This is a genomic window from Acinetobacter sp. UBA3132, assembly GCF_002364825.1.
Taxonomy (GTDB): Bacteria; Pseudomonadota; Gammaproteobacteria; order Pseudomonadales; family Moraxellaceae; genus Acinetobacter; species Acinetobacter schindleri.
The window spans coordinates 1,611-23,805 of sequence record NZ_DEZM01000031.1 but is presented as its reverse complement, the minus strand read 5'-3'; the positions used below and the strand labels follow the sequence as shown (position 1 = coordinate 23,805).

At 46.4% G+C, this 22,195-nt stretch carries 21 protein-coding genes; 2 read left to right on the top strand and 19 right to left on the bottom strand.

What is annotated here, in order from left to right; genetic code table 11:
* The 3 genes from B4033_RS01265 to eat all read right to left on the bottom strand — a co-directional run.
* Positions 1–527, bottom strand: a 527-nt coding sequence (locus tag B4033_RS01265; protein WP_286831335.1) for an ethanolamine ammonia-lyase subunit EutC, incomplete at its 3' end; no start/stop codon positions are given.
* Positions 528–536: 9 nt separating this feature from the next.
* Complete coding sequence (locus B4033_RS01260) at positions 537–1,922, bottom strand: ethanolamine ammonia-lyase subunit EutB (RefSeq protein WP_286831332.1); 1,386 nt, start codon at positions 1,920–1,922, stop codon at positions 537–539.
* Positions 1,923–1,947: 25 nt separating this feature from the next.
* Positions 1,948–3,390 carry an ethanolamine permease gene (eat, locus tag B4033_RS01255; RefSeq protein WP_286831329.1) on the bottom strand — a complete coding sequence of 481 codons (1,443 nt, stop codon included), beginning with the start codon at positions 3,388–3,390 and terminating at the stop codon, positions 1,948–1,950.
* A 150-nt stretch (positions 3,391–3,540) separates the two neighbouring features.
* On the opposite strand from eat, the gene B4033_RS01250 reads away from it, so the two are divergent.
* Entirely contained in the window at positions 3,541–3,963 is a 423-nt protein-coding gene (locus B4033_RS01250) for a hypothetical protein (RefSeq protein WP_004814711.1), read from the top strand.
* A 177-nt stretch (positions 3,964–4,140) separates the two neighbouring features.
* On the opposite strand, the gene B4033_RS01245 is transcribed toward B4033_RS01250, so the two are convergent.
* On the bottom strand, positions 4,141–4,902 hold the full coding sequence (locus tag B4033_RS01245) for a ferredoxin--NADP reductase (RefSeq protein WP_004814709.1): 762 nt from the start codon (positions 4,900–4,902) through the stop codon (positions 4,141–4,143).
* Positions 4,903–4,987: 85 nt separating this feature from the next.
* Between B4033_RS01245 and gigC the strand changes: the two genes are divergently transcribed.
* Positions 4,988–5,866 (top strand): LysR family transcriptional regulator GigC, encoded by an 879-nt coding sequence (gigC, locus tag B4033_RS01240; protein WP_004814707.1) that lies wholly within the window; start codon positions 4,988–4,990, stop codon positions 5,864–5,866.
* Between the two features lie 81 nt (positions 5,867–5,947).
* Here gigC and B4033_RS01235 read toward each other — a convergent pair whose 3' ends face one another.
* The 15 genes from B4033_RS01235 to B4033_RS01165 form a co-directional block, all read right to left on the bottom strand.
* A complete protein-coding gene (locus B4033_RS01235) occupies positions 5,948–6,310 on the bottom strand; it encodes a hypothetical protein (RefSeq protein ID WP_286831323.1) in 363 nt (120 codons plus the stop codon).
* 203 nt (positions 6,311–6,513) lie between these two features.
* Positions 6,514–6,807: a cold shock domain-containing protein gene (locus B4033_RS01230; RefSeq protein ID WP_071321027.1), complete on the bottom strand. Its 294-nt coding sequence runs from the start codon at positions 6,805–6,807 to the stop codon at positions 6,514–6,516.
* Between the two features lie 83 nt (positions 6,808–6,890).
* On the bottom strand, positions 6,891–7,526 hold the full coding sequence (gene upp / locus B4033_RS01225) for a uracil phosphoribosyltransferase (protein WP_004814701.1): 636 nt from the start codon (positions 7,524–7,526) through the stop codon (positions 6,891–6,893).
* Between the two features lie 127 nt (positions 7,527–7,653).
* A complete protein-coding gene (nuoN, locus tag B4033_RS01220; protein ID WP_005223070.1) occupies positions 7,654–9,198 on the bottom strand; it encodes an NADH-quinone oxidoreductase subunit NuoN in 1,545 nt (514 codons plus the stop codon).
* Positions 9,199–9,201: 3 nt separating this feature from the next.
* Positions 9,202–10,815, bottom strand: a complete 1,614-nt coding sequence (nuoM, locus tag B4033_RS01215; protein WP_286831318.1) for an NADH-quinone oxidoreductase subunit M — start codon at positions 10,813–10,815, stop codon at positions 9,202–9,204.
* 1 nt (position 10,816) lies between these two features.
* Positions 10,817–12,706: an NADH-quinone oxidoreductase subunit L gene (gene nuoL, locus B4033_RS01210; protein ID WP_286831316.1), complete on the bottom strand. Its 1,890-nt coding sequence runs from the start codon at positions 12,704–12,706 to the stop codon at positions 10,817–10,819.
* Entirely contained in the window at positions 12,703–13,011 is a 309-nt protein-coding gene (gene nuoK / locus B4033_RS01205; protein WP_004814693.1) for an NADH-quinone oxidoreductase subunit NuoK, read from the bottom strand. The genes nuoL and nuoK overlap by 4 nt, the downstream gene beginning before the upstream one ends.
* Positions 13,011–13,529 (bottom strand): NADH-quinone oxidoreductase subunit J, encoded by a 519-nt coding sequence (gene nuoJ, locus B4033_RS01200; protein ID WP_171058617.1) that lies wholly within the window; start codon positions 13,527–13,529, stop codon positions 13,011–13,013. The genes nuoK and nuoJ overlap by 1 nt, the downstream gene beginning before the upstream one ends.
* Positions 13,529–14,071, bottom strand: coding sequence for an NADH-quinone oxidoreductase subunit NuoI (gene nuoI, locus B4033_RS01195; protein ID WP_004814689.1), 543 nt, complete (start codon positions 14,069–14,071; stop codon positions 13,529–13,531). Before nuoI ends, nuoJ begins: the two co-directional genes overlap by 1 nt.
* 18 nt (positions 14,072–14,089) lie before the next feature.
* Positions 14,090–15,106, bottom strand: a complete 1,017-nt coding sequence (gene nuoH / locus B4033_RS01190) for an NADH-quinone oxidoreductase subunit NuoH (RefSeq protein ID WP_004814686.1) — start codon at positions 15,104–15,106, stop codon at positions 14,090–14,092.
* A gap of 3 nt (positions 15,107–15,109) precedes the next feature.
* Positions 15,110–17,788 carry an NADH-quinone oxidoreductase subunit NuoG gene (nuoG, locus tag B4033_RS01185; RefSeq protein ID WP_184104292.1) on the bottom strand — a complete coding sequence of 893 codons (2,679 nt, stop codon included), beginning with the start codon at positions 17,786–17,788 and terminating at the stop codon, positions 15,110–15,112.
* 11 nt (positions 17,789–17,799) lie between these two features.
* Entirely contained in the window at positions 17,800–19,131 is a 1,332-nt protein-coding gene (gene nuoF, locus B4033_RS01180) for an NADH-quinone oxidoreductase subunit NuoF (RefSeq protein WP_071321032.1), read from the bottom strand.
* Entirely contained in the window at positions 19,128–19,637 is a 510-nt protein-coding gene (gene nuoE / locus B4033_RS01175) for an NADH-quinone oxidoreductase subunit NuoE (protein WP_004814680.1), read from the bottom strand. The genes nuoF and nuoE overlap by 4 nt, the downstream gene beginning before the upstream one ends.
* A 14-nt stretch (positions 19,638–19,651) precedes the next feature.
* Positions 19,652–21,439, bottom strand: coding sequence for an NADH-quinone oxidoreductase subunit C/D (gene nuoC / locus B4033_RS01170; RefSeq protein ID WP_004891702.1), 1,788 nt, complete (start codon positions 21,437–21,439; stop codon positions 19,652–19,654).
* A gap of 88 nt (positions 21,440–21,527) precedes the next feature.
* Positions 21,528–22,195 (bottom strand): NuoB/complex I 20 kDa subunit family protein (locus B4033_RS01165; protein WP_286831306.1); only part of this gene is annotated, 668 nt, incomplete at its 5' end.

Genomic DNA, 22,195 nt, shown 5'->3' with positions numbered 1-22,195 from the left:
ATTTCTGCAACCTCATCTCCCAGTGCGACACGGCTACCACGGGCAATAATTACAGGAGCTAACCTCCAGCCTTGTACTTTGCAAGCTTCTACCAAAGCAGGAATAAAGTGTGGTGTATTTTCTTCAGTAGCACGTGCAGATAGTCCATCTCCCGCGACAATCACCACATCCCAAGTGTCATGATGTTCATTCCGGTATTGCTGTAACATCATTTTAGATTCATCAGACAGGATACGGCCCAAATCGGGGCGTTTTAAATAGAAATCCTTTTCCACTGCCTGGCTTTCAATGTCTAAAATCGTTAGACCAGTCCTGCTTAGACTTGCTTTAAGTTGGTCAGCAGCAAGTGATTTAAGCACAGCATCTTTGGCTTGGGCATGTGCCAGCTGAAACTCCAGACTTGGTCGGGTTGGTAAACTGCCACCTGCCCGGCCTAAGGCTATACGCGCATCGGTATAGGCTTTGAGCTGTTGCCAGGGATTGTCTTGCAGCTGTGACTGAAATTGCACATCAGGAACCAGTTTCATCATCACTCCTTAAGACAGCATCAAACGGGAAAACTGTTTGGGTAATTCAGTCGGCCACTGCAACTGATGGGCTTGCTGAGAAAGAATACCCTGCTGTTGCAGCCAGTGGTCAAATTCAGGCGCCGGTTTTAAGCCTAATAACTGACGAATATATAAAGCATCATGGAAAGAGGTAGTTTGATAGTTCAGCATCACATCATCTGAACCCGGAATCCCCATGATAAAATTCAGTCCGGCATTGGCGAGTAGAGTCAGCAAGATATCCATGTCATCCTGATCTGCATCGGCATGGTTGGTATAGCAAATATCACAACCCATCGGCACGCCGAGCAGCTTGCCACAGAAATGATCCTCCAGTCCTGCCCGGATAATCTGCTTACCGTTATACAGATATTCCGGGCCGATAAAGCCGACCACGGTATTGACCAATAAAGGGTTAAATTTACGTGCCACGGCGTAGGCACGTGCTTCCAGAGTTTGCTGATCGACCCCATGATGACCATTACTGGACAAAGCACTGCCCTGTCCAGTTTCAAAATACATCACGTTCTGACCCACTGTGCCACGTTTCAGGCTTAAAGTCGCTTCATAACCTTCCTGTAAAAGTTCCAGATTAATGCCGAAGCCGGTATTAGCTTTTTCAGTTCCCGCGATGGACTGGAACATCAGGTCAATCGGGATATTTTTATTCGCCAACTGAATCCCTGAAGTGATATGGGTCAGCACACAGGACTGGGTCGGAATCTGATATTCATGAATAATATGATCCAATAATTTTAATAACTCGGAGAGGTTTTGCAGGTTGTCAGTCGCAGGATTAATCCCGATCACCGCATCACCACTGCCATACATCAGCCCATCCAGAATCGAAGCTGAAATTCCCATCACATCATCAGTCGGATGGTTCGGCTGCAAGCGGGTGGAAAGATGCCCTTCCAGACCAATGGTATTTCTAAACCGCGTAACTACACGACTTTTTTTTGCCACCAGAATCAGATCCTGATTACGCATAATCTTGCTCACTGCCGCCACCATTTCCGGAATCAGGCCCATTTTTAAAGCAGCAAGTTTTTCTGTGGTGGCATCTGCACTCAGCAGCCAGTTACGGAAATCTCCGACAGTAAAATGCGAGATCGGATAAAAGGCATCAGCATCATGTTCATCCAGAATCAGGCGGGTGATTTCATCATCTTCATAAGGAACCACTGCTTCTTGCAAAAACTGCTGTAACGGTACCTCTGCCAGACACATTTGTGCAGCGACACGCTCGGTTGCATCCACGGCCGCAATCTCTGCCAGCTGATCACCAGAACGTTCAGGCGTAGCCTTGGCCAATAAGGTTTTTAAATCCTCAAAGACATAATGCTGACTGGCCACATTGATCTGATACAGCATAAGCGTATTCTCCCTGCAAGATGGTTTATTTCAATTCCTTTTCTGCTGCCTCGATACGGACAAATTCTTCTTCCGGTGTACCGGCCACCAGATGATGACGGCTATACAACAGGAAGTAGAGAATTAGTACGACATAAATCGCAGCTGCCATTAACCAGACTTTTGGATCGACCAGGAAGCCAGCGACCACTGCAATGGCTGCAAGCACTAAAGCAATCGATGCCGTGACAATACCGCCCGGCGCTTGATAAGGACGTGCCAGATTTGGTCGAGATACTTTGAGTTTGATATAAGACATCATCATCAAGAGATAGGAAATCGTCGCGCCAAAAACGGCCATAAGGATCAGCAGATCACCTTCACCTGAAAGTGACAGCAGAAAGCCAATAATCCCCGGAATAATGATGGCCAGATAAGGCGCATGATTGCTGTTGGTCAAAGACAATTTTTTCGGTAAATAACCGGCACGTGACAGTGCAAAAATCTGACGGGAATAGGCATAAATAATCGAGAAAAAACTCGCGATCAGACCCGCCAGCCCGACAAAATTCACAAAACTTGCCATCCAGGTATTAGACCCATAGACTGCAACCAAGGCATCGACTAGTGGCGCACCAGAATCTTTAAGGGCATCTGCACCGGCTGCACCAGGACCGAGTAACAGAATACTTAACGCAAAGAATGCCAGAATCAGCATGGAACCAATCAGACCTCGCGGTAAGGATTTTGCCGGATCTTTGGCTTCTTCTGCCGCTAATGGTACGCCTTCAACAGCAAGGAAGAACCAGATTGCATAGGGCACGGCCGCCCAGATACCGAGATAACCCAATGGCAGGAAAGTGCTGGCACCCGCCGCTTCAGTACTGACCGCAATATCAAACAGGTTTGCACTATTAAAATGCGGCAACATGCCGAAGATGAATACCATCAAAGCTACCGCAGCAATTGCGGTAATCACGAACATGATTTTAAGTGCTTCACCAGCACCTTTCAGATGCAAGCCCATAAAGATCAGATAGCTGACCAGATAAATGATCCAGCCACCAATGCCAAATAAAGCTTCGCAATAGGCACCAATGAAACAGGCAATGGCTGCCGGTGCAATCGCATATTCAATCAGGATCGCGCTACCTGTCAGATAGCCACCAAAGGGACCAAAAGCAGTCCGGGCAAAACTATAACCCCCACCAGCAGTCGGCAGCATGGTCGACATTTCCGACATGGCCAGACACATGCATAAATACATCAATGCCACCACAACAGTGGCAATAAACATCCCGCCCCAACCCGCCTGAGCCAGACCAAAATTCCAGCCGGCAAAGTCACCGGAAATCACATAGGCCACCCCTAAACCCACGAGGAGCAGCCAGCCTACAGCACCTTTTTTCAGCTGTCGCAGGGCAAAATAATCTTCTTGTACTGTTGTTTCGGTGACGTCGGTATCGATGACACTTTTTGACTCTGACATAGCAACCTCTTTGTTTTTATCTTTGTTCCCTGAGGATATGCATAAGCCGTACCAGTTCATCCACTGTCTAGGGAAAGCAAACTGAATCGCTGCCCTATCGGTACGAAATGCGCTATAATCATCCACCTCCTATTTATACACTCGATTTTTATGGCGTATCGTCAACAAAGTGTATCGCTTGATCTTGACACTGACGTCACACATCAATGTGCGTTACACCACACCCGCGATCAGCATCTGATTGGAATTATTGAATTCAGCAAGCCAAGCTTTTTGCTGCGCTGGCAGGATCTGGAATATTTCCGTCGTCGTACCGAAGAAATGTCGGTGATGCCATTCCCGGACTGCGTGAATGCAATGATCATTGATGTGCGTAATGTCGCAGCCTGGCTCGACAATGACGTACCCATCATTCCATGGCGCTTACTGGAAGAAGAATGTCCGGTACGTCTGGTCGTGCCTGCGGAACGCATCGAACATTATGCCGGTTTCTTTGAACCGACGTGGCTGACCTCTGATGTAGAGACAGCGATCCAGGAAATCCGGGACTTTATGGATATGTTTGTCCATTAAGAGATACAAAGTAAAAAACCTCCGACATGGAGGTTTTTTTGTGTTTAAAGAAAATAAAAGTCCCCCTTTACCAAAGAGGGATTTAAGGGGATTCTGATTTCAAGAAATATTTTTTAACTTAATCCCTTCCCTTGCACAGCGATGCTGCTCACCCCGAAGGACGAGGGAGAATAATGCTTACCAATAATTCTCGACTGCAATATTTCCTTCACCACGACGGTTCATGGTCAAGCCACGTGCTTTTAATGCTTCTTTGGTATCTTCAACCATATCCGGATTACCGCAGAGCATGACATGGCTGGTTTCAGGATTAAGCTGCATAGCTGCGGCTTTTTCCAGTTCACCATTTGCAATCAGAACCGGTAAACGGTCATGCAATGCTGCTTCAGGATCACGGGTAATAATTGGAATAAACTTAAAGCCGCTATGTCCTTCACCAAAGCTTTCTGCAATTTCCTGAATACGCTCTACATAAGCCAGTTCAGCTTGCGTACGCACGCTATAGACCAGATTAATTTGCTTATAGTTATTCCAGGTTTCAAAGTCTTGCAGCATGGATAAAAATGGCGCCAAACCTGTACCTGTTCCCAGTAACCATAAATCTTGTGGTAATGGCAGCTGGTAACGTGCCAGGGTCAGATAGCCATAAGGAATCTTTTCCAAGTAAAGTTCATCACCCACTTTAAGATGTTGTAAATTTGAAGTAAATTTACCTTCAGGCACCACGATTGAGAAAAATTCCAGGGTTTCATCGAAAGGTGAAGACACCACTGAATATGCCCGGACAACGAGTTCATCTCCTATCTTCAAGCCAATACGCGCAAACTGCCCTGCAGTAAACTTGAAGTGTGCAGGTCTGGTCATGGTGAAACTAAACAGCGTATCGGTCCAACGGTGTACAGATAAAACCTTTTCTAAGCTAAATTTTTCAATAGACATGATTCAAACGTGGCATCAAAGACTATGCTCATGGTAGCATGACAGCATAATTTATTAATATTTTTTAAATGTTAAGGCTCTATTCATGCGCATGACTCTACGCCAGTTGGCTGTTTTTGTAGCAGTTGCTCAAGAAGGTACCGTCACCAAAGCCAGTGATGCAGTCAAACTCACCCAAAGTGCGGCGAGTATGGCTTTAGCAGATTTAGAAGATGGTCTTGGCGCGCCTTTATTCGACCGTCTTGGTAAGCGTTTACAGCTCAATGACTTAGGTCGTTTTCTTCTCCCACAAGCTCTTGAAATCCTTGGCCGCTGTGAAGCTTTCGAGCAGGCAGCCAAAGGTGAACTGCAAAGCATCGATCTTCGTCTCGGTGCGACGCTGACCATTTCTGACTATCTGATGCCAGACCTGATGGCGGATTTCCTGAAAATCCAGCCACAGGCTCACTTGCAACTGCAAGTCGGCAATACCCGTCAAATGATTGAAGCTGTGAATCAGTTCCAGCTAGATTTGGCCCTGATTGAAGGTTCTTGTCATCTACCGCAGCTGCAATGTATTCATTGGCGCGATGATGAACTCGCTGTGTGCTGTGCTCCGGATCATCCACTTGCTCAGTTAAACCGTCCACTGACTGCTGAAGACTTTAAATCTGTAGAATGGATTCTTCGTGAAGAAGGTTCAGGCACGCGTGAAGTCTTTGACAATGCCATTCTGCAAGATGTTCCAGATGCTAATATCCGTCTGACACTCGGTCATAACGAGGCAATTCTGAAGATAGTTGCAGGTGGCATAGGTATGTCCTGTATTTCTAAACTGGCAATTGAACCTTTACGTGAAAAAGGTCAGTTGGTGATTCTTGATACACCCTTCTGGTCTCTAACCCGTCCATTATTTATGCTGGTACACCGTCAGAAGTATCAAGGTCCAGGTTTAAAAGCTTTTATGAAATTCTGTGAAGCCTAAATTTCTGTTCAAATTAAAAAAGCGCCTTAAGGCGCTTTTTTAAGAATGGGACAAATATCTTATTAAAAACTGAAGACTGAACTAAATTTCTCCAAATATCATGAATCCAAGCGCTGATACAAAAGCCAGCCAGAGTGTAGGACTAAAGAAAATACTGTTACGTACTGGAACAGCCACCGCGGCAGGTGCTAGAGATGGCAGTACGACTACATCAGGAACAAATTCCTGTTGGGGTTTGATATCTAGACGCACCATATTGTCCAGTTGAATCTTATTCTGTTCTTCAATGATTCTGAATTTAAGCCGCTCTCCAACTTGAGGCATTATTTCAGGTGAAGGTAATTGCTGTAACTGGAAACCTAACTCCTGTGCCGTGTTTGCCAGTTCAATGCTTCCGGTCCCGCTTAGGGAGTCATAGGTTTTAACTCTTCCATCTGTAAACATGATATATGTCCCTGAATCATCATAGATGCGTATTTTAAGTGGAAGGCCATAAGATATATTGTGAGCTTTAGTAGGTATTTTATTGTTTTAGCAATATCGCATAGCATTTAAGTTAAAAAAACCGTTATAAAATTACATTAAATAAAAAATCAAATAAAAAGAGGCTCTAAAGCCCCTTTTCAGTTTAGATGGAAAGTAAAAATTTAACGTTTTAAGCTAGACAATAATTCAGTGGTAATTGAAGTATTTACCGCGACAGCCTTGGCTTTTTTCGCTTTCTTGGACTTATCAGCTACGCGTTCAATTTTAATAGCTTTGTACTTATCACCATTTTGAACCACGTTAAACTTTACCCGGTCATTACGCTTTGGCTCACCTGAGTCTGCAGGAAAATCCGAGATATGGAAAAATACATCACCTTCTGGAGATGAAATAAAACCAAAGCCCTTCTCTGCATTGTACTGTTTGACTTTGCCTTGATATTGTTCAGAACTCATTTATGTACCCTAATCTGACCATTATATTGTTCAGTATATAAAAAAGAGGCTATAAAAGCCCCTTTCCTGTTCATTTTCAAAAATTAGTCTTTTTGAACCGAACCAAAAATCTTGTCGCCCGCATCGCCCAGACCTGGAACGATGTAACCATTTTCGTTCAAGCCATCGTCCACCGCAGCCGTAAAGATCACCACGTCTGGATGTGCTGCTTCAACACGTTTAATACCTTCTGGTGCAGCAACCAGTACCATCACACGAATGTCTTTACAGCCGCTTGCTTTCAGCACATCAATTGCAGCCACCAGAGAAGAACCCGTCGCCAGCATTGGATCAATGATCATCGCAATACGGTTTTGTACATCTGGTACCAGTTTTTTATAGTAAGTCCGTGCTTCTAAAGTTTCTTCATCACGCTCAAGACCCAGTACAGATACTTTAGCGCTTGGAATCAGGTTCAAAAAACCATCCAGCATACCAATGCCGGCGCGTAGAATTGGCACAACGGTAATTTTCTTACCAGCGATACGGTCTACAGTGACTGAGCCGTTCCAACCGTCAATTTCATGCTCAACAACAGGAAGATCCTTGGTCGCTTCATAAGTCAAGAGCATGGTCACTTCTTGAGCCAGCTCACGGAAGTTCTTGGTACTGATGTCTGCACGACGAAGTAAACCGAGTTTATGTCGGATTAAAGGATGACGGATTTCATGGATAGCCACGGGAGAACACCTAAAAGGTTAAAGATAAATTGCTGCTTATTATAAAGCGATTTTCGTTTTTATATAAATAAAAAAGCCCCCTGTCGAGGAGGCTTTTTTTGTAATAACGTTCTAATCTTTCGATTAATTAGTTATAACCGCTTTGCACCAAAGTGAAAATGAACTGTTGAAGCTCAGGTGAGATTGCAAAGAAAGCAAGCTTAGAGAATGCGATCATTGGATCTGGGTAAACACCCAGGATCAGTACCAGTGCAGCCACTGCCAGCACCATGATACCACCCACTTTTTGCCCCCAGTGATTTACAGCGTCAAGACGAGGCGTTTCTGGTGGAGTCATGTACATTACCACCATTACACGTAGGTAATAATACAGACCAATACCTGAACCCAGGATGACCATTGCAGCAAGGAACCAAGACTCGCCTGCTACCGCAGTTTTTATAACCAGGAACTTACCAATAAAGCCCGCTGTTAATGGAATACCAGCAAGAGACAGCATCATCACCGTTAATACAGCAGTCAATACTGGACGGCGCCAGAACAGACCACGGTACTCAGCCAAACTACCTGCTTCATCCGTATTGTTATACGGACTAGACATTAGGGTTACTACACCGAATGCACCGATTGTCGTCAACACATAAGTGATGATATACACATTCACGCTTTCAAATGTCGCGAAGCCCTGGATTTGCAGGAAGTCAGAGTTACGTGCAGAAACGATGGCAACCAGTACATAACCGAAGTGAGCAATTGAAGAGTATGCAAGGATACGTTTCAGGTTCACCTGTTTCACTGCCAGCAAGTTACCAGCAAGAATCGAAAGCACTGCAAGGATCGTAATGATGGTGACGAAGCTGTCTGCCAAGATTAAACCTGAAGACAATACATAACGCACAAACAGACCCAACATTGCTACTTTTGCAACAGTCGCAAGGAAAGTTGCAACTGGTGATGGAGCGCCTGCATATACGTCTGGTGTCCACTTGTGGAATGGTGCAAGCGATAGTTTGAATGCCACAGCAAAGACAATTAGCGCAAGACCGATTACCACAGCTGGCTGGCTAAATGCAGAGAACATTTTGCCTGGTTCAGCAGTGAAGTTCAGTGTACCTGTGTACGCATAGATGTAAGCCATACCCATCAGCAGCATTGCAGATGCAGTTGCTGACAATACCAGGTATTTCACACCCGCTTCAAGCGACTGAGAACGTTGATGTGTATACGCCAACAGGCCGTAAACCGGAATCGACATTAACTCAAGGCTGATGAAGAATGAAGCATAGTGCGTGCTTGCCACCATCAACATTGCACCCGCAACCGAACACAACATCAAGATGTAGAGTTCTTCGCGGTTGTCTTTATAGGTTTCAATGTATGCATGTGACAGTGTGCTACACGCAAGTGCAGCAATCAGAATCACAAACTGGTACAGCATCGTAAACGGATCTACGATGAACAGGTTCATCACGTTGGCAGGTGCAAATTTACCCGCCAACAGGACGAAGATCATATATAACGCAGCCAGGTTTAAACCAATAACTGTCGTCGTCGCAACCAGGTTATGGTTACGCTTAACTGCTGTCACCAGCATTGCAACGATCGCAGTCAACGCCACGATCATCACAGGTGCTAGGGGCATAAGCTCAGAAAAAGACATTGTGAAGTTCATGGCTTATTGGATCTCCACATTTTCAGCTGAAACGGCAGCTTGCTGCACAGCATCAGCTGCTTCAGACACAGGAATGTAGCTATTTGCTAACCACGCCATGCTTGAGTTTGAAATATCAAGGAAGCTTTGTGGGTATAGACCAAGCCATAACAGACCAAACGCACAGATCAACAGGATTACCACTTCACGCGTATTTAAATCTTTCAGCGGATTCGTGTAATGCTGCTTTTGCTCTTCGTTTGGCGTACCAAACAGTGACTTGTGAATCATGATCAGACCGTACAGACCAGCAAACACCAAGCTGATTGCAGCAAGGATTGTATAAGTCGGATATTGACCAAATGCACCCATCAGGATCAGGAATTCACCGATGAAGTTACCTAGACCAGGAATACCCACCAACGCTGCTACGAAGAACATCAGGAAGAATGCTAAGTATGGGAACTGACCGCGCATCCCCCCCATTAGACGCATGTCACGTGTGTGAACACGTTCGTACACCTGACCACACATAATGAACAATGCCGCAGATGACAGGCCGTGAGCCAGCATCATGATCATCAGACCTTGGAAAGTCAGTACGTTACCTGCATAAAGTGCAAGTAGAACGAAGCCCATGTGTGAAATAGATGTGTACGCTAACAGACGTTTCATGTCGGTTTGCTGGAATGCACACCATGCACCGTAGAAAATACCAATCAGACCCAGAATGATCGCAATGTCTGAAAACTGAGCCGAAGCTGCCGGGAAGAACGGCATAACGAAACGCAGTAAACCGTACGCAGCAGTTTTAATCAGGATACCTGCAAGGTCAACAGAACCCGCTGTTGGTGCCTGAGCATGCGCATCTGGTAACCAGCCGTGCAGTGGGAAAACTGGAAGTTTGACTGCAAAACCGATGAACATACAGATCATGAAGGCATAAGCCAATGCTGGAACTTGCGTATCCAGTGTATTCGCAACGCCCAACAGGAAGTTGTAGTCGAAACGGATTTCGCCAGTCATTGAGTAACCAGCAACCACCAGACCCAGGATACCAATCAGCATCACCAGACCAGCAACCTGTGTGTAGATGAAGAACTTGGTTGCAGCATATACACGTGACTTGCCTTCTGCCCCTTTATGCCCCCAAAGCGCAATCAGGAAGTAGATCGGTACCAGCATCATCTCCCAGAAGAAGAAGAACAGGAACAGGTCAATTGCCAGGAACACACCAATTACGCCACCCAAAGACCATAAAAGGTTTAAGTGGAAGAAACCAACGTTTTTCTGAATCTCACCCCATGAACAGCCGACTGCCAATACACCAAGCAGTGCAGTCAAACCAACCATCAGTAAAGATAAACCATCCACCGCTAGGTGAATGTTAATACCCAGAGTTTGAATCCAAGGCAATTTGAACTCAGCAGCCCACGAAGGTGTAGCACCGCCTAATTCATAAACATAAGTACCGTTCTGCCAGAGAACCACGGTTAACACCAGGGTTACCAGCATCCCGATTAACGCGATATAACGCGGTAGAGACTGGTCGAGCTTGTCGACCAACCAGCATACAAAACCTGCAATGAACGGAATGAGGATCAGAGCCGGCAAAATCATGTTGTTTGGAGCTTCCATTTTATTTCCCCACTACCTGAATCACGAGCAAGATCATCAGTAGGACAACGACACCGAGCCCCATACTAGATGCATATTCACGCAGTGAACCAGTTTGACGTGAGCTGGTAAAGCTGTGACCACCTTTTACAAGTGCAGGCAGTACTAACCACAAGCCATCAATTGGATCACGACCGAACAATTTCGCGAAGAATAAATAAGGCTTCACAAAGATCAGGTCATACAGTGCATCAAAACCAAGTGCATTGCGGCAAATGTTCGCAAGACCAGCACCCAGTGAAGTTTTAGCAAACGATTTCACTGCATTATAAGCAAAGGCAAATAACACTACGCCTAGCGCAAGACCTGCCAGTGCAATACCTACCGCAGTATATTCTGCAGTATGCATGCCATGCTCAAGTGCTTCAGGAATATTAAACGCAGGAACTTTAGCTGAATTCAGGATGCTTTCTACAGGCGCTTTCAATGCTGCGCCAACGAAAGTAGAAAGAACCGCAAGAATCGCCAATGGACCCCAGTAAGTCACACCCTTGATTTCGTGATAAGGGGTATTTTCTTTACCGAAGAATACAACCCAGATCAGACGGAAGGTATAGATTGAAGTCAGGAACGCACCTGCAACACCTACCCAGTACAGTGAGTTATATACCGCAACTGATTGACCTTGTACCCATACCGCACCCAGGATGGCATCTTTCGAGAAGAAGCCCACAGTGATGAATGGAATTGCAGCCAATGCACCGCCACCAATCGCGAAACAAGCAAACAGGAATTTGTTCTTGTAGAACAGACCGCCCATCTTGAAGATATTTTGTTCGTGGTGGTAAGCCAGAATCACTGCACCAGAAGACAAGAATAATAATGCCTTGAAGAATGCGTGAGTCAGCATATGGAACAAACCTGCCTGGTAAGCTTCAGCACCAACCGCCATAAACATATAGCCCAACTGACTCATGGTTGAGTAAGCAAGGATACGTTTGATGTCTGTTTGAACAAGCGCAGCAAAACCAGCTACAAGTAATGTCACCGCACCAGTAATCGAAATGAACATCATCACTTCAGGCGCAAGTTCAAATACTGTGAACAGACGGCAGCACAGGTAAACACCCGCTGTGACCATCGTTGCAGCGTGGATTAGGGCAGATACTGGTGTAGGACCAGCCATCGCGTCAGCTAACCATGTTTGTAACGGGATCTGTGCAGATTTACCTGCAGCTCCCAGGAACAACATTAATGCAGTCCAGATGGTCAGTGATGAGCTTTGAGTCATCACAGTCGCAGCATTTTCAACGATGTACTGAGTATTCAGCGTACCGAATTGCTGGAAAATCAGGAACATTGCGATCAGCAGGAATACGTCACCGACACGAGTCACAGTAAATGCTTTAATTGCAGCTAAACCGTTTTTCGGGTTCTCGTAGTAGTAACCGATCAACAGGTAAGAACACAGACCTACGCCTTCCCAGCCTAGGAACAATAACGCCAGGTTATCGCCCAGAACCAACAGCAACATGCTCGCAACGAACAGGTTGAAGTAAGAGAAGAAACGTGCGAAGTCTTCTTCACCGCGCATGTACCATGATGCAAAGATATGGATCAGGAAACCAACGCCAGTCACCATACCAAGCATTAACAGAGACAGACCGTCTAAATGCAGACTGATGCCAGGAGCAAAACCGCCTACATTGAACCAGGTCCAAAGATGCTGAACTTGAGCAACGGAACCGTTAGCCGTAAAGTCCATACCCGCGATCAGTGCAAATAATGCAGACAGACCTACGGCACCCACACCAATAATGGCTGCAACAGATTCAGGAAGCTTGTTACGCCCTGCCGCTAAAAGGACAAAACCAATGAGCGGAAATAAAATTGTTAGATATAAATAACTCATCCGCGCATCTCACTAGCAGCATCCACATCCAGATGATGGAAGCGATGATAGAACTGAAGGACGATCGCAAGACCAATACACGCCTCTGCCGCAGCCAGCGTCAGAATAAAGATGAACATAATCTGACCATCTGGCTGTGCCCAGGCACTGCCCGCCAGGACAAACGCTAAAGCAGCAGCGTTCATCATGATTTCAAGGCTCATTAGAATGAATAGCAGGTTGCGTCGCACCATTACACCGTAAAAACCCAGTGCAAAAAGAATGGATGCAACGATCAAACCATGCTCTAAAGGGATGTTGCCCATTATTTATTGTCCTCTTCTGCACCTGGTTCACGTTTGCCAAGATGGTAAGCGGCAACAAGTGCGCCTAACAGTAACATCGCAGCAACTTCTACCAATAGTAAGTACTGTGTAAAAAGCGTTTGACCAACTGCTTTAGGGCCAACAATTTCAGCACCCATCACCAGAGACGGCTGAGCGTAGTCTGAGTTCAGCACCCAAACCAAGATCAGACCGATCAGGAAGCTCATGAGTGCCGGGTAAGCCCAGGCACTTGAAGTTAACCACTTACGCTCCTGCTCAATGGTTTGTTCACCCAGGTTCAGCATCATGACCACGAATACGAACAAGACCATGATCGCACCAGCATAAACGATGATTTCAAGAGCACCGGCAAACGGCGCTCCAACGATCATGAACATGCCTGCAACTGCAAGAAGTGAAACAATCAGACTTAACAAAGCATGTACCGGGTTCGCGTTAGTCACTACACGAACCGTAGAGACGATGGCCACAAGCGCCATCAGATAAAACGGCCACATCATGGTAATAGACTCCGTACATCAACAGGCGCACTTTCACGCTGTGCCTGACCTTTCTCTTTACCAGTTACAGCCATACCTGTTACGCGATAGAAGTTATAGTCAGGATATTTACCAGGACCAGAAATCAGTAAGTGTTCTTTTTCATAGACTAAGTCTTGACGAACATATTCACCGAGTTCGAAATCAGGTGTCATTTGAATTGCAGTGGTTGGACATGCTTCTTCACACATACCGCAGAAAATGCAGCGTGAGAAGTTGATGCGGAAGAATTCCGGATACCAGCGGCCATCTTCTTTTTCTGCTTTTTGCAGAGAGATACAGCCTACCGGACAGGCAACCGCACACAGGTTACATGCAACACAACGCTCTTCGCCATCTGGGTCACGCGTCAATACAATACGGCCACGGAAACGTGGTGGCACGATTTCCTCGGCTGGTACTTCTGGGTACAAGATGGTGTCACGTTTGCGCGTTGCATGGCTGAACACCATGAACAACGAACGAACGATTGACCCGAATCCAGCTAGAAATTTAAACATTTTGTTCTCCCTGCTGTCTTAGGCCTGATTCATCAGAATCACAGCACCAGTCACCAAAAGGTTAACCAACGCCAATGGCAAGCAAATTTTCCAACCAAAGTTCATCACCTGGTCATAACGTGGACGCATTAATGAACCACGTGCCAGTACGAACATCATTACAAAGAATGCTGTTTTGATAATGAACCAGAATGCTGGTGGAATGAATGAAATTTCCAGGTTAAAAGGCGCTAACCAGCCACCGAAGAATAAGGTTACGATCAATGCAGAGATCAGTACGACGTTGACATATTCTGCAACGAAGAACATTCCCCACTTCATACCGCCATATTCCACGTGGTAACCTTCAGCCAATTCCTGTTCTGCTTCTGGTTGGTCAAATGGATGACGGTGAGTAACCGCCACACCTGCAACCACGAAGATCAGGAAGCCAAGGAACTGAGGAATCACAAACCATACATCGCGTTGTGCTTCTACAATTTCACGCATGTTGAATGAACCAGCAATTGCCACTACACCCATCAACGAGATGCCCAGGAACACTTCATAAGAAATAGTCTGAGCTGCAGAACGTAAACCACCTAAAAGCGCGTATTTGTTATTCGATGACCAGCCACCGAACAGTACTGCATAAACTGCAATACCTGCCATTGCCATGAAGAACAACAGGCCGATGCTCATGTCTGCAACACCTAGGTAAGGTGAAACAGGAATAACCATGAACGACAGCACTGCAGTTGCCATCGCCACTGCAGGCGCCATACGGAACGTCAGCTTGTCAGCAAATTTTGGTGTCCAGTCTTCTTTGAACATGATTTTCAGCATGTCAGCAACGATCTGGAACATACCCCCCGGACCTACACGGTTAGGCCCGTAACGGTCCTGCCATAAGCCCAGTAAACGACGTTCAATGAATGACATCAACGCTGCGATCAGCACCACAACTAGCAAGATCACAATCGCTTGAATGACTGAATAGGCAATTGGCCAGTTTTCAGCCCACAGCGGCGTCTGACGGATCAATTCTTGTTCCATGAATTACACTCCTACCGCGACTGAAACAGGCTCTGCAAGAGATACCGTCGGTGCTAGACCAATTGGGTAACCAATATAACCTGTAGGTAAATATTCAATCACTTGTACAGGAAGAACGATTGAAGTCTCGCCTGCTTTCACAGTGATCTTCTGACCGTCTTGCAGGTTCAAGCGTGTAGCATCCTGTTCGCCCACTGCAAATACTGCATCCGGAATACGTGATTCCATTGCTGGTGTTTTGATCGTGAATTCGCCAGAGGCAAAGATGTGATGCATCGGTACCAGACGGAAGCTTTCAGCGTTCACAAGCACAGGTGCTGGTGCAACGAAAGTACGCGCTGGACGTTTCGGTAACAGGTCGAACAGACGGATACCAGAATCACCACCTTTCAGATGACCACCCACTTTATCCTGGAATTTGTTCCAGGCTTGTGGAGAGTTCCAGCCCGCTGACCATGCAAATGGCACAAGTGGAGATGGAGTCTGGTCACCCACATAACCTTCCATCGAGAAGGTTAACGCAGTGTCTTGGTCAGTCGGCTGTTTCGGCTCGTGTACAGAAAGCGGTGCACGCATTGCAGTACGGCCAGAGTAACGACGTGGTTCACGTGCAACTTTCAGACCATGAACACGGAAGCCCGCGTCTGGAGCAACGTCTTGAATCGCTTCAAGTGCAGGAACATTTTTCGCTACTGCATCAATCACGTCATCAAGTACAGTCCAGGAAATTGACTGACCTTTCACACCAGTTTCAATGGCATGCAACCAGCGCCAAGATTCTTTGATGGCCAGTTCAGGATTGTAATAGCTTGGGTCATACACTTGGTAGAAACGCTGTGCACGGCCTTCTTGCGAGACTACAGTACCGTCACCTTCAGCAAACGATGCAGCAGAAAGTACGATATTGGCTTTCTTTACTGTCTCAGTTTCAGAATGATCAAGCACGATCACTTCTTTACCTGCCAGTGCAGCATCTACCTGAGCGGTTGGTAAACGACGGTAAAGGTCGTTTTCAACAATCACCACAGTGTCGTAATCTTGAGCGAATGCTTGTTCAAGACTGTGACCACCGAAAATTGCCAGACCCATCGAATTCACTTCAGGAACAGTCAAAGTCAGACCAGCATTACCAAGGTTCTGTGCAACCTGTGCAGCAGCTTCCATGATCGCAGCGTCTTGCAAGCTAGTACCAGAAACAATCAGTGGTTTCTTCGCAGCTTTCAGCGTATCTGCAATCGTTTGTGCAAATGCTTTGGCATCGTCATCTAAACCCAGGATGCTTTCGCCTTTCACACCTGCTGCAATCGCAAAACCTAAACGCGCGATGTCGTTTGGAGATGCAACCACTTCACCTGTTGCTACGTCAGCTAGACGTGTTTGTGTTGCTGCCAAAATGTAAATCGGAGATTTTGCATCTTGCGCAATACGTTGAACAGGCTCAGCCAGCCAGTCTGGTGTACGGCGTTCTGCCGCCATTTCTTTACCTTTATTCTTCGCAGCTTGGCGAACAGATAAAGCCATGCGTGGCGCAGTTTGAGTCAGATCTTCACCCAGAATCAGAACAGCATCGTAGCTTTCGATTTCACGCATGTTCGGGTTATAAACACCCTCGGTTTGCATGATTGAAGCAGCCAATTCAACCAGGTTTTGCTCTTTTTGAGACATACCAGTTGAGTAGTTGTCCTGACCAACCAACTCGCGTAATGCATAGTTGGTTTCAAGTGACGCACGTGGAGAGCCGATACCCAGAACTTTTTTGCCTTGGATATTTGCAATCACAGTATCCAGTGCAGTATCAACTGAAATAGTTTCTACATTGTTACCTGTACGGAACTGTGGCTGACGTGGACGATCTTCACGGTTTACGTAACCTGTACCGAAACGACCTTTGTCGCATAGGAAGTACTGGTTAACATCACCATTGAAACGGTTTTCTACACGACGCAATTCACCATAACGCTCACCCGGAGAGATGTTACAACCTGAAGAACAGCCATGACATACGCTAGGCGCATACTGCATGTCCCATTTACGGTTATAGCGTGCTGAGTGAGTCTTATCGGTGAATACACCAGTCGGACATACTTCAGTCAGGTTACCCGAGAATTCAGATTCCAAAGTGCCTGATTCTGGACGGCCGAAGTACACACGTGATGCATTGGCATATACGCCAAAGTCGGTACCGCCAGCATAATCTTTGTAGTAACGCACACAACGGTAACATGCGATACAACGGTTCATCTCGTGCGCAATAAACGAACCAAGTTCCTGGTTGTAATGCGTACGCTTAGTGAAACGGTAGCGACGACGGTCATGCTGTGTCATTACTGTCATATCTTGCAGGTGACAGTGACCACCCTCTTCACAGACTGGACAGTCGTGCGGGTGGTTGGTCATCAAGAATTCAACAATCGAAGCACGAAAATCTTTTGCTTCTTTGTCTTCAATCGAGATATAGGTATTGTCAGACGCAGGCGTCATACATGACATGACCAAACGGCCACGCGTATCTTCTGGATTCGCGTACTGGGTCACAGCACATTGACGGCAAGAGCCGACAGAACCTAAGGATGGATGCCAACAAAAGTATGGGATGTCGATGCCCAGACTCAAACATGCTTGTAGCAAGTTCTCTGAGCCGTTGACTTCATACGATTTTCCATCGACATGAATTGTAGCCATAGTCGAATTCCTTAAGCTTGTTCTACGTTGCTGGTTTGAGCTGCGGCATTCACCACTTTTGCTTCAAACTCGCCACGGAAATGTTTGAGTGCGCCCATTAACGGTTCCATCGCACCTGGTGCGTGAGCACAGAAAGTTTTACCAATCCAAAGCTTACGGGTAAGCTCTTGTAAGTGATCGATATCTTCTTTCTTACCTGTACCATCTTCTAGTGCTTTAAGCGCTTTCACCGCCCAAGGCAAACCATCACGGCAAGGTGTACAGAAACCACAAGATTCACGCGCAAAGAATTCTTCTAGGTTACGTGTTGCTGAAACCATACATTGAGTTTCATCAACCACCATCAGCAAACACGTTCCTAAACGAGAACCTGCTTTCATGATGCTTTCCGCATCCATAGGAAGGTCAATATGTTCAGCTGCCAGGAAGTCAGTGGATGCGCCACCTGGTAACCAAGCTTTCAGTTTCAGGCCATCACGCATACCACCGGCATGATCTTCAATCACTTCACGTGCAGTGGTACCGAATGGAAGTTCCCAAAGACCAGGGAATTTAACTTTACCTGATGCACCGTAGATTTTTGTGCCTGGATCTTTCGATTTACCCGCAGATAAGCCGATGTACCATTCAGGACCACGCAGCATGATTGCTGGCAAGTTGTTGTAGGTCTCTACGTTGTTGACAATCGTAGGACGACCCCAAGCACCTGCAACCTGCGGGAATGGTGGTTTAGTACGCGGATTGGCACGGCGACCTTCAAGCGAGTTAATCAATGCGGTTTCTTCACCACAGATATAACGACCCGCACCAGTATGCACGTGTAATTCGAAGCTCCAGCCTGAATCCAGGATGTTGTCACCCAGGTAACCTTTGGCACGAACTTGCTCAAGTGCTTCATTTAAGTACTGAGCAGCTTCGATGTATTCACCACGGATGAAGATATAACCATGGGTTGCTTCAAGCGTATAACCTGCAATCAACATACCTTCAATCAGCTGGTGTGGAAGATCTTCCATCAACAGACGGTCTTTGAAAGTACCTGGTTCCATCTCATCGGCATTACAAATCAGGTAACGAGGACCTGAATTGTCATTTGGCGCCATCAAAGACCACTTGATACCTGCCGGGAAGCCTGCACCACCGCGACCCTTAACAGTCGCTGCTTTAATGATTTCAAGCACATCTTTAGGCGGCATGGTCAGCGCTTTCTTAAAGCCTGCATAACCTTCTAAAGCTTCGTAGTCATCAACACTACGAACATTGGCTTGTTTGCTCAAACGCCAGGTCAATGGATGCGTTTCTGGATTACCGTCGCCATAAATTGGTTTTGGTTCAGTATTCATACATACTTCTCCAATAACTGTTTAATTGAGGTCACTTCAACCAGACCATGAGTATCTTCATCAATCATCAGGGTTGGACCTTTGTCACAGTTACCTAAGCAGCAGATTGGTAGCAAAGTAAAACGACCATCAGCGGTTGTTTGACCAAACGAAATCCCCAATTCACGCTGGAAAGCTTCTGCTAAAGTTTCCGCACCCATCAAGAAGCACGCAATAGAGTCACATAACAGGATTACATGACGGCCTACCGGCTGACGGTAAATACGGTTATAGAAAGTCGCAACACCTTCAAGGTCGGCAAGACTCATACTCAGCATCTGCGCGATGGCATTCATCTGTGCATCGTCTACCCAGCCATTGCGACGCTGTACACACTTCAGCGCATCTAGGCACGCTGCACGTGGGTACGGATAGTGACCAATGTGATGTTCAATCTCGTGGATTTCGTCAGCTGTCAAAATCCCTTCAACATTCACACGTGGCTTTTTATCAGTCAAAATCATCATAAAGCGTTTACCCCTTAGCGATCCACGTCAGCCATTACGACGTCAATTGTCGCTAAATAAATGATTAAGTCAGACATCAGACTGCCGTTAATCACGGAAGGCATTTGCTGCAAGTGGGTGAAGGTCGGTGTACGGATACGGGTACGGTAACTCATGGTTGACTTGTCTGAAGTCAAGTAGTAGTTCGATGCACCTTTTACCACTTCCGCCATTACAGATGCTTCACCTGCAGGCATTACAGGACCCCATGACACGCTCAGGAAGTGCGTAATCAAGGTTTCAATATCTTGTAAAGTCTTGTCTTTTGGTGGTGGAACAGCCAGTGGGTGATCCGCTTTGTATGCACCAGACGGCATATTGTCCAGACATTGCTTGATGATTTTCAGCGATTGCTCAATTTCACGATAGTGAACGATCACACGTGCATATGCATCGCCTTCGTACTCCACCGGCACTTCGAAATCGTAGTTTTCATAACCACTGTAAGGACGGTATTTACGTACGTCAAAGTCGATACCTGTCGCACGTAAACCGGTACCTGTTACGCCCCATGCCAATGCAGATTTAGCATCGTATTGCGCTACGTTACGGGTACGGCCTTCAAATACAGAGTTTTTCAGTGCTGCAGTGTGGTATTCCTTCAAACGTTTTGGCATCCAATCCAGGATTTCACGGATCAGGTGCTGCCAGTTGTTTGGAAGGTCATGCGCAGTCCCGCCGATACGGAACCATGCTGGATGCATACGGTAACCGGTAATCGCTTCAATCGCGTCATAGATCTTTTGACGGTCGGCGAACATATAGAATACTGGCGTCATACCACCAGCATCCTGAATCGCAGTACCGATATACAACAAGTGGTTATTGATACGGAACAGTTCCGACATCATGACACGGATACATTGCGCACGCTCAGGCACGGTAATGCCGGCCATTTGCTCTACACCCATCACGTATGGCATGTTTTGCGCACAACCACCAAGGTAGTCGACACGGTCTGTATACGGAATGAATGAATGCCAGGTTTGACGTTCAGCCATTTTTTCCACACCACGGTGGTGATAGCCGATATCTGGTACGCAGTCTTTAATTTCTTCACCGTCCATCTGCAAAATCACACGGAATGCACCATGCGCAGACGGGTGGTTAGGACCCAGGTTCAGGAACATGAAGTCTTCATCGGCTGTGCCGCGTTTCATGCCCCAGTCTTCAGGAACGAAACGAAGATGTTCCTGTTCGTAGTCCTGCTTCGCCTGGTTCTGACGGTACGGGGTATATTCAGTCGCACGTGCAGAATATTCTTTACGAAGTGGATGACCTTCCCAGTAAGTTGGCAACAGGATACGACGGAGCATTGGATGCCCTTCGAAGTTGATGCCAAACATATCGTAGGCTTCACGTTCGTACCAGTTGGCATTTGGCCAGATGTTGGTTGCAGTCGGGATATTGAGATCGCTCTCACTCAATGCAACTTTAATACGGATGTCCGTATTACGCTCTAGCGACAACAGGTGATAGAACACAGTGAAGTCAGACGCAGGTAAACCGTCGCGGTGCGTACGCAGACGCTCATCTACCGCTGACAGGTCGAACAACATCACGTATGGACGTGACACTGTACGCAAGAACATTAAAACGTCTTGTACACGTGCGCGCTCAACCCAAACTGTCGGGAAATCCTCGAAAGTTGTTTGCACATAGAAGTTCTCACCAAACTTGGTTTTGAGCTCTTCTACAATTGCAAATGCAGGGCGGGAATCAACAGATGTTGATTCTGGCATAGCAATGTCAGTTTCAGCCATTGGCTTGGCTTCCTATTTAATACAAATTCAGTCAACCTAAACGACAACTACACCCAAGTCGGGTGCATAAAGAAATTTGTCGCTTAAATTATTTAATTTCATCCATTGAGCGCAGATTTTTCACAGCAATACGCTGATCTTTCTTACGGTCACGTTCTGGCATCATCTTTGGCTTATACACTGGCTGAAGATCATCACCAATCACCGCAGAAAGCGGACGACGCTCAAGTTGAATCTGGTCTTGCAATAGCATGAGTGCTTGAATCAATGCTTCAGGACGTGGCGGGCAACCTGGAATGTACACATCCACCGGAATAATTTTATCCACGCCTTGTACAACTGAATAAATGTCGTACATACCACCTGAGTTGGCACATGCACCCATTGAAATAACCCATTTCGGTTCAAGCATCTGTTCATACAGACGTTGAATCACCGGAGCCATTTTCACGAAGCAGGTACCTGCAACAATCATCAAATCCGCCTGACGCGGTGAAGCACGAATAACTTCGGCACCGAAACGTGACAAGTCATGCACGCCGGTTAAGGTCGTTGCATACTCTACGTAGCAGCAAGATGTACCAAAGTTGAACGGCCAAACTGAGTTCTTACGCCCCCAGTTTACTGCAGTGTGCAGCACATCTTCTAAGCGAGTCATGAATACGTTTTTATTCACTTCTTCTTGTAGTAACGGATCGTCAACAACAATACGTTCCTGAAGTGGATATTGATCAGCATCCGGATTCGCACGGGTTA